This window comes from Streptomyces sp. NPDC052023 (assembly GCF_044548465.1).
Classification (GTDB): domain Bacteria; phylum Actinomycetota; class Actinomycetes; order Streptomycetales; family Streptomycetaceae; genus Streptomyces.
In genome coordinates this window covers 84,088-96,782 of record NZ_JBIUBW010000010.1, presented here as the reverse complement: position 1 = coordinate 96,782, position 12,695 = coordinate 84,088, and the positions used below count along the sequence as shown (strand labels likewise).

The 12,695-nt window shown below is 70.7% G+C and carries 8 protein-coding genes; 2 read left to right on the top strand and 6 right to left on the bottom strand.

The window, feature by feature from the left end:
* Positions 1–10: 10 nt before the first annotated feature.
* The 6 genes from serA to ACIHCM_RS21090 form a co-directional block, all read right to left on the bottom strand.
* The gene (gene serA, locus ACIHCM_RS21115) at positions 11–1,600 is read right to left on the bottom strand and encodes a phosphoglycerate dehydrogenase (RefSeq protein ID WP_399898015.1); all 1,590 of its coding nucleotides are present in this window, start codon (positions 1,598–1,600) and stop codon (positions 11–13) included.
* A gap of 227 nt (positions 1,601–1,827) precedes the next feature.
* The gene (gene ilvC, locus ACIHCM_RS21110) at positions 1,828–2,826 is read right to left on the bottom strand and encodes a ketol-acid reductoisomerase (RefSeq protein ID WP_399898013.1); all 999 of its coding nucleotides are present in this window, start codon (positions 2,824–2,826) and stop codon (positions 1,828–1,830) included.
* A 120-nt stretch (positions 2,827–2,946) separates the two neighbouring features.
* On the bottom strand, positions 2,947–3,471 hold the full coding sequence (gene ilvN, locus ACIHCM_RS21105; protein ID WP_059128941.1) for an acetolactate synthase small subunit: 525 nt from the start codon (positions 3,469–3,471) through the stop codon (positions 2,947–2,949).
* 21 nt (positions 3,472–3,492) lie between these two features.
* On the bottom strand, positions 3,493–5,343 hold the full coding sequence (locus ACIHCM_RS21100; RefSeq protein ID WP_399898011.1) for an acetolactate synthase large subunit: 1,851 nt from the start codon (positions 5,341–5,343) through the stop codon (positions 3,493–3,495).
* Positions 5,344–5,580: 237 nt separating this feature from the next.
* Positions 5,581–8,646, bottom strand: a complete 3,066-nt coding sequence (locus ACIHCM_RS21095; RefSeq protein WP_399898009.1) for an EAL domain-containing protein — start codon at positions 8,644–8,646, stop codon at positions 5,581–5,583.
* Between the two features lie 409 nt (positions 8,647–9,055).
* Complete coding sequence (locus ACIHCM_RS21090) at positions 9,056–10,006, bottom strand: 2-hydroxyacid dehydrogenase (RefSeq protein ID WP_399898007.1); 951 nt, start codon at positions 10,004–10,006, stop codon at positions 9,056–9,058.
* 75 nt (positions 10,007–10,081) lie between these two features.
* Between ACIHCM_RS21090 and ACIHCM_RS21085 the strand changes: the two genes are divergently transcribed.
* Both ACIHCM_RS21085 and ACIHCM_RS21080 read left to right on the top strand, forming a co-directional pair.
* Entirely contained in the window at positions 10,082–11,080 is a 999-nt protein-coding gene (locus ACIHCM_RS21085) for an aldo/keto reductase (RefSeq protein WP_399898005.1), read from the top strand.
* Positions 11,081–11,501: 421 nt separating this feature from the next.
* Positions 11,502–12,671 carry a PQQ-dependent sugar dehydrogenase gene (locus tag ACIHCM_RS21080; protein ID WP_399898003.1) on the top strand — a complete coding sequence of 390 codons (1,170 nt, stop codon included), beginning with the start codon at positions 11,502–11,504 and terminating at the stop codon, positions 12,669–12,671.
* The last annotated feature ends 24 nt before the right edge of the window (positions 12,672–12,695 follow it).

Here is a 12,695-nt window from a genome sequence, read left to right as displayed (position 1 = left end):
GACGGCAACCTCAGACGAGGTTCACCGCACGAGCGGACGTCGCCCCGATCTCCGAGGCGACCTCGGCGAGCACTGCCGTGGGCACCGCGTCATCGACGGTCAGGACAGCCAGCGCCTCCCCGCCCACCGCCGCGCGAGCGACCTGCATCCCGGCGATGTTGATGCCGGCCTCGCCGATGATCCGGCCGACCGTGCCGACGACGCCGGGGCGGTCCTCGTACCGCAGGACGACCATGTGGTCGGCCAGCGCGAGGTCCACGTCGTAGTCGCCGACCGCGACGATCTTCTGGAGGTGCTTGGGGCCGGCGAGCGTGCCGGACACCGACACCTCCTCGCCGTCGCCGAGCGTGCCGCGCACGGTCACGACGTTGCGGTGGTCGGGCGACTCCGAGCTGGTCGTCAGACGCACCTCGACGCCACGCTCCTGGGCGAAGAGCGGGGCGTTGACGTAGGACACCGTCTCGTCGACGACGTCCTCGAAGACACCCTTCAGCGCCGACAGCTCCAGCACCTTCACATCGTGCTGGGTGATCTCGCCGTACACCTCGACGTCGAGGCGGACGGCGACCTCACCGGCGAGCGCGGTGAAGATCCGGCCCAGGCGCTCGGCGAGCGGCAGGCCCGGCTTGACGTCCTCGGCGATCACGCCGCCCTGGACGTTCACCGCGTCCGGCACCAGCTCACCGGCGAGCGCGAGCCGGACGGACCGGGCGACCGCGATACCGGCCTTCTCCTGCGCCTCGTCGGTGGAGGCACCGAGGTGCGGGGTGGAGACGACCTGGTCGAACTCGAACAGCGGCGAGTCGGTGCAGGGCTCCTTGGCGTACACGTCGAGGCCGGCGCCCGCGACACGGCCCTCCTTGAGCGCCGAGTACAGCGCCTCCTCGTCGACGATCCCGCCGCGCGCGGCGTTGACGATCCGCACGCTGGGCTTGACCTTGCGCAGCGCCTCCGCGCCGATCAGGCCGAGCGTCTCGGGAGTCTTGGGCAGATGGACGGTGATGAAGTCGGAGACCTCGAGCAGCTCGTCCAGCGACAGCACCTTGACGCCCATCTGGGCGGCCCGGGCGGGCTGCACGTACGGGTCGTAGGCGACGACCTTCATGCCGAACGCGGACATCCGCTGCGCGACGAGGGCGCCGATCCGGCCGAGGCCCACGACACCGAGGGTCTTCTCGGCCAGCTCGACGCCGGTGTACTTGCTGCGCTTCCATTCGCCGTTCTTCAGCGCGGCGTTGGCCTGCGGGATGTTGCGGGCGGTCGCGAGGATCAGACCGCAGGCCAGCTCGGCGGCGGTCACGATGTTCGACGTGGGGGCGTTGACGACCATCACGCCGGCCTTGGTGGCGGCGGAGACGTCGACGTTGTCCAGGCCGACGCCGGCTCGTGCGACGACCTTGAGCTTGTGCGCCGCCGCCACGGCCTCCGCGTCCACCTTGGTGGCCGAGCGGATCAGGATCGCGTCGACGTCGGCGATGGCGGGGAGCAGTTCGGCTCGGTCCGCTCCGTTGCAGTGCCGGATCTCGAAGTCCGGGCCGAGCGCGTCCACGGTGGCGGGCGACAGCTCTTCAGCGATGAGTACGACAGGTTTCGAGCTCACGTGAGTCCTCACATGTGCGATGCGGACGGCCGTCCCGACGGCCGCAGGCGGAGGAGGGGCTAGCCGCGTGGAAGACGCACGACGCTGTGGGCCTGACGCGTATATGTACGGCAGTCTAGTGGCGCTTCATGGCTCGTCCTGCGCCTCTGCGGAAGGATCACTCGTCCGTGGCTGGACGAGGTGGACAACGGGGCCGGAGTGTCGCTCCGGCCCCGCGGCCGTGAGGCTCAGGCCTCCTCGTCGACCCAGGACATCAGCTTGCGCAGCTCCTTGCCCGTGGTCTCCAGCAGGTGCTCGGAGTCCTGCTGCTTGTACTCGTTGTACTTCTTCAGACCGCCGTGGTACTCGTCCATCCAGGCCTGGGCGAAGGAGCCGTCCTGGATCTCGGCGAGGACCTTCTTCATCTCGGCCTTGGTGGCGTCGGTGATGATCCGCGGGCCGGTGACGTAGTCGCCCCACTCGGCGGTCTCGGAGATCGACCAGCGCATCTTCTCCAGGCCGCCCTCGTACATGAGGTCGACGATCAGCTTCAGCTCGTGCAGGCACTCGAAGTACGCGATCTCCGGCTGGTAGCCGGCCTCGGTCAGCGTCTCGAAACCGGCCTTCACCAGGGCGGCCGTACCACCGCAGAGAACGGCCTGCTCACCGAACAGGTCGGTCTCGGTCTCCTCGGTGAAGGTCGTCTTGATGACGCCGGCGCGAGTGCCACCGATGCCCTTGGCGTACGACAGCGCCAGCGCGAAGCCGTTGCCGGTCGCGTCCTGCTCGACGGCGGCGATGCAGGGAACGCCGCGGCCCTCCTCGTACTGACGGCGCACCAGGTGGCCCGGGCCCTTGGGGGCGACCATGCAGACGTCGACGCCGGCCGGGGGCTTGATGAAGCCGAAGCGGATGTTGAAGCCGTGCCCGAAGAACAGCGCGTCGCCGTCCTTCAGGTGCGGGGCGATCGACTCCTCGTAGACCTGGGCCTGGATGGGGTCCGGGACGAGGATCATGATGACGTCGGCCTCGGTGGCGGCCTCCGCCGGGGTGACCACGCGCAGGCCCTGCTCCTCGGCCTTGACCTTGGACTTGGAGCCCTCGTGCAGACCGACGCGGACGTCGACACCCGAGTCACGCAGCGACAGGGCGTGCGCGTGGCCCTGGCTGCCGTAACCGATGACCGCGACCTTGCGGCCCTGGATGATGGACAGGTCGGCGTCGGCGTCGTAGAACAGCTCGGCCACTTTGGGTCTCTCCTTGGAGTGCAGATGGTGCGTCCCACCGTATGACGGTGGAGGGAAGGGAAGGTTCGGGGTCTCGCCATACGGGCGGCCCGTGTCGGGCGGGCCGCCCGTCTCACATCGTCACGCCGATCGGTCCAGCGCGCGAAGCGAACGGTCGGTGATCGAACGCGCTCCACGGCCGATCGCGATCGTGCCGGACTGGACCAGTTCCTTGATGCCGTACGGCTCCAGCATCTTGAGCATGGCGGACAGCTTGTCGCTGCTGCCGGTGGCCTCGATGGTGACCGCCTCCGGGGAGACGTCGACGGTCTTGGCACGGAACAGCTGGACGATCTCGACGATCTGGGAGCGCGTCTCGTTGTCGGCGCGCACCTTCACCAGGACGAGTTCGCGCTGCACGGCCTGAGCCGGTTCCAGCTCGACGATCTTCAGCACGTTGACCAGCTTGTTGAGCTGCTTGGTCACCTGCTCCAGCGGCAGGTCCTCCACGTTGACCACGATCGTGATGCGGGAGATGTCGGGGTGCTCGGTGACGCCCACCGCGAGCGAGTCGATGTTGAAGCCGCGGCGGGAGAACAGGGCGGCGATCCGGGCCAGGATGCCCGGCGTGTTCTCCACCAGGACCGAGAGCGTGTGCTTGGACATGTTCTGGACTCAGCTCTCTCTTCAGTCGTCTTCGCTGTCGCCGAAGTCGGGGCGGACGTCCCGGGCGGCCATGATCTCGTCGTTGGAGGTGCCGGCGGCGACCATCGGCCACACCATCGCGTCCTCGTGGACGATGAAGTCGACGACGACCGGGCGGTCGTTGATCGAGTTCGCCTCCTCGATGACCTTGTCGAGGTCCGCGGGGTCCTCGCAGCGGATGGCGTAGCAGCCCATCGCCTCCGACAGCTTCACGAAGTCGGGGACGCGGGTGCCCCGCGCCTGCGGGTTGACGTCGTCGGGGCCGGAGTGCAGCACGGTGTTGGAGTACCGCTGGTTGTAGAAGAGGGTCTGCCACTGGCGGACCATCCCGAGGGCGCCGTTGTTGATGACGGCGACCTTGATCGGGATGTTGTTCAGGGCGCAGGTGGTGAGTTCCTGATTGGTCATCTGGAAGCAGCCGTCGCCGTCGATCGCCCAGACGGCCTGGCCGGGGGCGCCGGCCTTGGCACCCATGGCGGCCGGGACGGCGTACCCCATCGTCCCGGCGCCGCCGGAGTTCAGCCAGGTGGCGGGCTTCTCGTACTGGATGAAGTGCGCGGCCCACATCTGGTGCTGGCCGACGCCGGCCGCGAAGATCGTGCCCTCGGGGGCGAGTCGGCCGATCCGCTCGATGACCTGCTGCGGCGAGAGCGAGCCGTCCTCGGGCTGGTCGTAGCCGAGGGGGTAGGTGTCGCGCCAGCGGCTGAGGTCCTTCCACCAGGCCGTGTAATCGCCCCGGTTGCCCTCGCTGTGCTCCTTCTGCACGGCCTGGATCAGGTCGGCGATGACCTCGCGCGCGTCACCGACGATCGGCACGTCGGCTTCCCGGTTCTTGCCGATCTCGGCCGGGTCGATGTCGGCGTGCACGATCTTGGCGAACGGGGCGAAGCTGTCCAGCTTGCCGGTCACCCGGTCGTCGAAGCGGGCACCGAGCGCGACGATCAGGTCGGCCTTCTGCAGGGCGGTGACGGCGGAGACCGCACCGTGCATGCCGGGCATGCCCACGTGCAGCGGGTGGCTGTCGGGGAACGCGCCGAGCGCCATCAGGGTGGTGGTGACGGGCGCGCCGGTGAGCTCGGCGAGGACCTTCAGCTCGGCGGTGGCCTTGGCCTTGATGACACCGCCGCCGACGTACAGCACCGGCCGCTTGGCCGAGGTGATCAGCTTGGCGGCCTCGCGGATCTGCTTGGCGTGCGGCTTGGTCACCGGACGGTAGCCGGGCAGGTCCATGGTGGGCGGCCAGGAGAAGGTGGTCTTCGCCTGAAGGGCGTCCTTGGCGATGTCGACCAGGACCGGACCCGGGCGGCCGGTGGAGGCGATGTGGAACGCCTGCGCGATCACCTGGGGGATGTCCTCGGCCTTGGTGACCAGGAAGTTGTGCTTGGTGATCGGCATGGTGATGCCGACGATGTCCGCCTCCTGGAAGGCGTCCGTGCCGATCGCCTTGGAGGCGACCTGGCCGGTGATCGCGACCAGCGGCACGGAGTCCATGTGGGCGTCGGCGATCGGTGTGACCAGGTTGGTCGCGCCGGGGCCGGAGGTCGCCATGCAGACGCCCACCCGGCCGGTGGCCTGCGCGTAACCGGTGGCCGCGTGACCCGCGCCCTGCTCGTGCCGCACCAGCACGTGCCGGACCTTGCCGGAGTCCATGAGCGGGTCGTACGCCGGAAGGATCGCGCCGCCGGGAATGCCGAATACCGTGTCGGCGCCGACCTCCTCGAGAGAGCGGATGAGGGACTGCGCACCCGTGACGTGCTCGGGGGCGGACTGTCCTCCGGATCGGGGCCGCGGCTGCGGGTGATGGGCCCCGGTGGCCTGCTCGGTCATCGGCATTCTCTTCTCGATGCTGAGGGTTTTTGCGAGGTTTGTACGGTGTACGACTGCGGTTCGGCAGGTGCCTGTGCAACAAAAAACCCCTCGTGCCGTAGGGCAAGCGAGGGGAGCGCGCCGGTGTGGTCGCTGGGTGTTCCGGATCGTCTTCCGGTGGATCCCAGCTCAGCCGACGCGCTGTCCAAGTACGAGAATTCGGGTGCGCATGGCACTGACCCTCCCCCCGGCGCACACCCGGTGTCAAGTGGGTGGGACGGGAGTCTCATCATGTGAGCGCAATGGAGTGGCGAGGGGTGTGCCGACGGGAGTGGTCACGGACGCGCCTCCTCTGAAGACGGTGGTCACACCGCCCGGGTACCCGCCCGTGGCACCGCTCGCGAAGGCGGGTTCGGCCGACCCGTGCGGCACCGGGTAATGGCCGGAAGACAGCGCCCGGCGCAGCCGGTACTCGTCAAGGGCCCCGGAGAAGGCCATGCCCTGCCCGTGCGTGCAGCCCATCGCGCGCAGGGCGACGACCTGCTCCGGCAGATCCACGCCGTCCGCCACGGACTGCAGGCCGAGATCTCCGGCGATCCGCAGCAGCCCGCCAGTGATCTTGTGCAGCCGCGCGGACTCGACCACGCCCTCGACCAGCCCCCGGTCGAGCTTCAGCACGTCCAGCGGCAGCCGCCGCAGCGCCGTGACGGCCGGGCAGCCACTGCCGAAGCCGTCCAGCGCGATGCGGACGCCGAGCCGCCTGAGGGCGCCGAGGCGCCGCTCCAGGTCCTCCAGGCAGACCTTGGCATCGATGTCGGTCAGTTCGACGACCAGAGCCCCGGACGGCAGCCCGTGCCGGGTCAGCAGCGCCTCGACGGAACCGAGGGGCAGCGACCGGTCCAGCAGCTGGCGGGCGGTCATCCGGACGGCCACCGGTACGGCGTGGCCGGTCGTGGCGCGCTCGGCGGCCTGCTCCACGGCCTCGTCCAGCACCCAGCGGCCCAGCTCGGCCGTCCGGTCGCTGCCCTCGGCCACGCGCAGGAACTCGGCGGGCGTGAACAGCACCCCTTGCGACGACCGCCACCGCGGCTGCGCCGTGACCGACGTGATCCGGCCGTCCTCCAGGCGCACCACCGGCTGGTGCAGCAGCCTGAACTCGCCGTCGTGCAACGCGGCCCGCAGCCGGGTGGCCAGCTCGGCCTTGCGTACGACGTCCTGCTGCATCTGCGGCTTGTACAGCTCGACGCGGCCCTTGCCCGCCGACTTCGCGCGGTACATCGCGAGGTCGGCGTTGCGCAGCAGCTCACCCGCGCCGAGGCCCGGTTCGGCGAAGGCGACGCCGATGGACGCGGCGACACGGACATCGTTGCCGTCGATGGCGTAGGGCTGCGACAGCGTCACCCTGAGGCGGTCGGCGAGCTCCAGGATGTGCCGTTCGCGGGCGGACCGGTCCCGGGCACCGTCACCGACGATCAGCGCCGCGAACTCGTCGCCGCCCAGCCGGGACGCGGTGTCGCCCTTGCGGACCGCGTCCTGGAGTCTGCGCGCGGCCTGGACGAGCAGCTCGTCCCCGGCCTGGTGCCCGATGGTGTCGTTGACCGCCTTGAACCCGTCCAGATCGATGAAGAGCACCGCCGTGCCCCGCAGGGCGGCACCGCGGTCGGTGCTGCGGCGGCCGGACAGGGCCTGCTGGACCCGCCTGGTGAACAGCGCGCGGTTGGGCAGGTCCGTGAGCGGGTCGTGCTCGGCGTTGTGCTGCAACTGCGCCTGCAGCCGGACCCTTTCGGTCACGTCACGGCTGTTGAAGATCAGGCCGCCGTGGTGGCGGTTGACCGTCGACTCGACGTTCAGCCAGCCTCCCCCGCTCCCGGCTTCGCCCGGGCGGGAGGCGCCCCCGTCGCCGGAACGGAAACGGCACTCGATGCGTGTAGTGGGTTCCTCCAGGGGGCTGGCGGCGAGGAAGCGGCGCACCTCGTGCACCACGCAGCCCAGGTCCTCCGGGTGGATGAGCTCGGCCAGCTCGGTCCCGACCAGTTCCTCGGCGGGGCGTCCGTAGACCCCGGCGGCGGCCGGGGAGACGTACCGGAGGATGCCGTTGGGTGCGGCGATCATGATGACGTCGCTGGAGCCCTGCACCAGGGAGCGGAAGTGGTTCTCCTTCTGCGCCAGTTCCTGTGTGAGGGTGATGTTGTCGAGCAGCATGATCCCCTGGCGCACCACCAGCGCGAGCACCACCGTGCCGCCGGTGAGCAGCACCACGCGGTCGACACTGCGGCCGTTGAGCACGTTGTAGAGGATCCCCAGCGTGCAGACGGCTGCGGCGAGGTACGGCGTGAGGGCGGCCAGTGAGCCGCTGAGTGGCCGGGTGGCCGCGTACCGGCTGTGCTCGCCCTGCCCGGCGGGTGGGCGCGGGCCGGTGGCGCTCCCACGCTGTCCGGGCACGTGCTCGTGCACCACGCGCGCGTGCGGTTCCTCGCCGGGTTGTCCGGGGCGCGCGGTGGCCCAGGGGGCGTACGCCAGGAGCAGGGATCCGGCGAACCAGCCCGCGTCGAGCAGCTGGCCGGAGCTGTAGCTGTTGTGCAGCAGCGGAGAGGTGAACAGGGCGTCGCACATCACCGTCAGGGCGAGCGCGCCGATCGCGGTGTTCACCGCGGAGCGGTTGGCGCCCGAGCGCCGGAAGTGCAGGGCGAGGACCATGCTGACCAGCGCGATGTCGAGCAGCGGGTACGCCAGCGACAGCGCAGTGTGCGCCACGCCGGGGCCGCCGCCCTTGGCCGCCTGGGCGAGCGCGAGGCTCCACGACAGCGTGACCAGGGAACCCCCGATCAGCCAGGCGTCCAGGGCGAGGCAGACCCAGCCCGCCTTCGTCACCGGCCGCTTGGCGAGGACCAGCAGGCCGACGATCGCCGGCGGCGCGAAGCACAGGAAGAACAGGTCCGCGTAGCTGGGGCTGGGCACGGGCCGGCCCAGGACGACCTCATACCATCCCCACACCCCGTTGCCCAGGGCGGCCATCGCCGAGGAGAGGGCGAACAGCAGCCACGCGGAGCGGAACCGGACGCGCCTGCTGTGCGCGTACACGAAGCACGACACGGCGGCAGCCGCGGCCGCGGCGCTGAGCCCGAAGTCGCCCATGACGAGGGCGAGATGGTCCGAGCCCCAGCCGACCGCGGAGCCGACGGCGTAGCCCGCGCACAGCAGGGCCAGGACGAGTTGCTGGTACATGCCCGACCCGCCGCGGGACGCCGGCGGCCGGGGCAGCAGGGCCCGCGGCACGGACGGCCGCCGCAGCGCGTGGTCGAAGGTGGTCGTGGGCGAGGGCGAGTTCACCGGGACCTCCCGCTCCGTACCACTCCCGGGTCCCGAGAGTCCCGGGGCGCGCATTGCGCCTGCTTCCTGCGGCTGTTGTGCCTGCGGTGGTTGTGGTGGCCGCCGTGACTGGCGTGGAGGCCCCGTCGTCGCGTGGCCGTGCGCCAGGGCCGCCGTCGGCGGCTCCGCCTCGTCGGATCGTTCGTCCATAGGCCGTGCATCGCCCGTCGCCCCCCTCGCGTCTGAAATGTCCATCCCCGGCGCCGAACGGTCGCGGCGCAGCCCCTGTCGGGACGATACACCAGTCTCGTCACTCAGGGACATAGCTTCTCTACGCTCCGTGACCACCAGCGGGAACGCCGAACGGACCGCGTCCGGACGGTTGCGGAGGGTGCCCGAACGAGGTCACACGCTGCCCACGCCGACCGCGCTACGCGCCCTTCGCTCCCGTCGTAAGGATCACGTTGCGCAACGGCTCCCGGTTCACGAAACGGTGCAACTGGTCCACGAGCAACCGCTTGGCGCGCGGCAGGAACGCGGACGTGGGGCCCCCGACATGCGGGCTGATCAGCAGGCCGGGCGCCTGCCACAAGGGATGTCCGGGCGGCAGCGGCTCCGGATCGGTGACATCGAGCGCCGCGGTGATCCGGCCGCTCTCCAGCGCCGTGAGCAGCGCCTTGCTGTCCACGACCGGCCCGCGGGCGACGTTCACCAGCAGCGCGCCGTCCTTCATCCGCTTCAGGAACTCCGCATCCACCAGCCCCCGGGTGGTTTCGGTCAGCGGCGTGGACAGGATCACGACGTCCGCCTCGGGAAGCAGTGCGGGCAATTCGGTGAGCGGTTGCACGGGACCGCGCGCCGTGGTGCGCCCTGAGCGCGCGACGCGCGCCACCCGCGCGAGTTCAAAGGGCGTGAGCCGGTCCTCAATGGCCTCGCCGATCGAGCCGTATCCGACGATCAGCACGTTCTTGTCGGCGAGCGCCGGCCGGAAACCGCTGAGCCACTCGCCCCTGTCCTGCGCCCGCACGAAGTCCGGAATACCGCGCAGCGACGCGAGGATGAGGGTGAGCGTCAGCTCCGCGGTGCTCGCCTCGTGCACCCCGCGCGCGTTGCACAGGCGCACCCCCGGGGGCAGGTCCCCCAGCCCCGGCTCGACATGGTCGATTCCGGCGGAGAGCGTCTGCACGACCTGCACGGAGGTCATCCGGGCCAGCGGGCGCACGCCGACCCCGGAGGGCTTCATGTAGGGGACGACGTAGAAGGAGCAGTCGGCGGGGTCCGCGGGGAACGTTTCTCCACCGTCCCAGAAGCGATACGTCAGCTCGTCCGGAAGTCCCTCGACGTCCTTGGGCGGGATGGGCAGCCACACGTCAGCAGTCATGGTCCCGAGGCTAAGTGAGGTGCGTGGCCGGGCGGAGGTTAGGTTGGGGGCCAGGAGAGGGAGGGTTACGGGCAGGTGGAGCGCAGGACGATCGGCGCGGGGGCGCTCGCGGTGGGGGCCGTCGGACTCGGGTGCATGCCGATGAGCTGGGCGTACAGCACGTCACGGCAGCGGGGCGACGAGTCGCTGAGGACCGTGCACCGGGCACTCGACCTGGGCTCGACGCTGCTGGACACGGCCGACATGTACGGCCCGTTCACCAACGAGCTGCTGGTGGGGCGGGCACTGAAGGAGCGGCGCGCCGATGCCTTCGTGTCGACCAAGGTCGGGCTACTGGTGGGCGAGCAGCACATCGTGGCCAACGGCCGTCCCGGTTATGTGAAGCGTGCCTGCGACGCCTCGCTGCGGCGGCTGCAGACCGACGTGATCGACCTCTACCAGCTTCACCGGGCGGACCCCGAGGTCCCCGTCGAGGAGACGTGGGGGGCGATGGCGGAGCTCGTGCGGGCCGGGAAGGTACGGGCGCTGGGGCTGTGCGCCGTGGGTGCGCGGGGCGGCCGCCGGTCCGGGACGCGGCTGCACGACACGACGCTGCGGCAGTTGCAGCGGGTTCAGCAGGTCTTTCCGGTGAGCGCGGTCGAGGCGGAGCTGTCGGTGTGGTCGCCGGAGGCGCTGGACACGCTGCTGCCGTGGTGCGAGGCGCGCGGTATCGGCTTCCTGGCCGCGATGCCGCTCGGCAACGGCTTCCTGACCGGCACGCTCACGCCGGGCGAGGGCTTCGAGCCGGACGACATGCGCGCCCGGCACCCGCGCTTCACGGCCGAGATGATGGCGTCGAACCAGCCGATCGTGGCAGGCCTGCGCCGCGTCGCCGCCCGCCACGGCGAGCACGTCACCCCGGCCCAGGTTGCCCTGGCCTGGGTACTGGCCCAGGGACGGCACGTGGTGCCGGTGCCGGGCACCAAGCGGGAGCGGTGCGTGACGGAGAACGCCGGGGCGGAACGGGTACGCCTGACGGCGGAGGATCTGGCGGAGGTCTCGGGGCTGCCGGGGGCGCAAGGGTCCTGGGACTGATGGGGGGCTGCGGGGGCGCAAGGGTCCTGGGACTTGACGCGGCTGCCGGGGCGCAAAGGTCCTGGAACTGGACGGGGCTTCCGGGGCGCAGGGGTCTTGGGACTGACGGGGACTGCCCGGGGCGCAAAGGTCCCGGGGCTGACCACGGCTGCCAGGGGCGCAAAGGTCCCGGGACTGACCACGGCTGCCAGGGCGCAAAGGTCCCGGGACTGACCACGGCTGCCCGGGGCGCAAAGGTCCCGGGACTGACCACGGCTGCCAGGGCGCAGGAGTCCTGCGGCTGATCACGGCTCCCGGCAGGACCGGCTGAGCTGCGGCTTCGTGATGCGCCGAGGCCCTCGCCGGTTCGGGATCCGGTGACCGGGAACCTGTGAGGCGCGAGCGGTGTATGACAGGTAGAACTCGCCGCGTCGAAGGGACCATGATCGTGCAACGTCGAGCTGTGACGGCCGTGCTGGCCGCGGCCACCCTCCTGCTCACGGCCGGCTGCTCCTCCGACGACGGGGCGGGTGGCCTCCCGGACGCGAGCGCGGCACCGGGCCGTACGACGGCGCAGTCGTCGCCCTCCGGACAGCCCGGCGAGCAGACGCCGCCCGCGAAGGGCACGGTCAAGGTGGTGCGCACCGTCGCCGAGGGCCTCGCCAGCCCCTGGGGCCTGGCCGCGTTGCCCGACGGCGACCTGCTCGTCTCCTCCCGTGACGAGGGCACCATCACGCGCGTCGACACCGAGACGGGCAAGAAGAGCGAGGTGGGCGAGGTGCCCGGGGTGTCGCCGGAGGGCGAGGGCGGCCTGCTGGGCATCGCCCTCTCCCCGGACTTCGCCTCGGACCACATGATCTACGCGTACTACACCTCGGCTTCGGACAACCGCATCGTCCGCATGCTCCACGACGCGCAGAAGCCCTCCGGGGAGCAGCTGGGCGCCCCCGACACGATATTCCGGGGCATCCCCAAAGGCTTCATCCACAACGGCGGCCGCATCGCCTTCGGCCCGGACAAGATGCTGTACGCGGGCACGGGCGAGAGCGGTGAGGAGGGCCTCTCCCAGGAGAGGAACTCGCTCGGCGGCAAGATCCTGCGCATGACCCCGGAGGGCGAGCCGGCCCCGGGGAACCCGTTCCCCGACTCGACGGTGTACTCGTACGGCCACCGCAATGTGCAGGGCCTCGCCTGGGACGGCGAGCAGCGCCTGTTCGCCGCGGAGTTCGGCCAGGACACCTGGGACGAGCTGAACGCGATCGAGCCCGGCGGCAACTACGGCTGGCCGGAGGTGGAGGGCAGGACCGACGACTCGCGCTACCGCAACCCGATAGCCCAGTGGAGCACCGACGAGGCCTCCCCCAGCGGTATCGCCTACGCCGAAGGCTCCCTCTGGATGGCGGGTCTGGGCGGCAAGCGCCTGTGGCGCATCCCCCTCGACGGCACCAAGGCCTCGGCCGACCCCCAGGCCTTCCTGGAGGGTGAGCACGGCCGCCTGCGTACGGTCCTCGCGGCGGGCGGCGGCAAGCTGTGGCTGACGACGAGCGAGACCGACGGCAGGGGGTCCCCGGAGGCCGGGGACGACCGGATTCTGGAGCTGGAGGTGAGCTAGGGCCAATGCCAGTGACTTTGCGGC

What these genes read in the sequence shown, in the direction of transcription:
- ilvN (WP_059128941.1), bottom strand. Translation starts at nt 3,471, where the DNA reads ATGTCCAAGCACACGCTCTCGGTCCTGGTGGAGAACACGCCGGGCATC.
- ACIHCM_RS21100 (WP_399898011.1), bottom strand. Translation starts at nt 5,343, where the DNA reads ATGCCGATGACCGAGCAGGCCACCGGGGCCCATCACCCGCAGCCGCGG.
- ACIHCM_RS21090 (WP_399898007.1), bottom strand. Translation starts at nt 10,006, where the DNA reads ATGACTGCTGACGTGTGGCTGCCCATCCCGCCCAAGGACGTCGAGGGA.
- ACIHCM_RS21080 (WP_399898003.1), top strand. Translation starts at nt 11,502, where the DNA reads ATGATCGTGCAACGTCGAGCTGTGACGGCCGTGCTGGCCGCGGCCACC.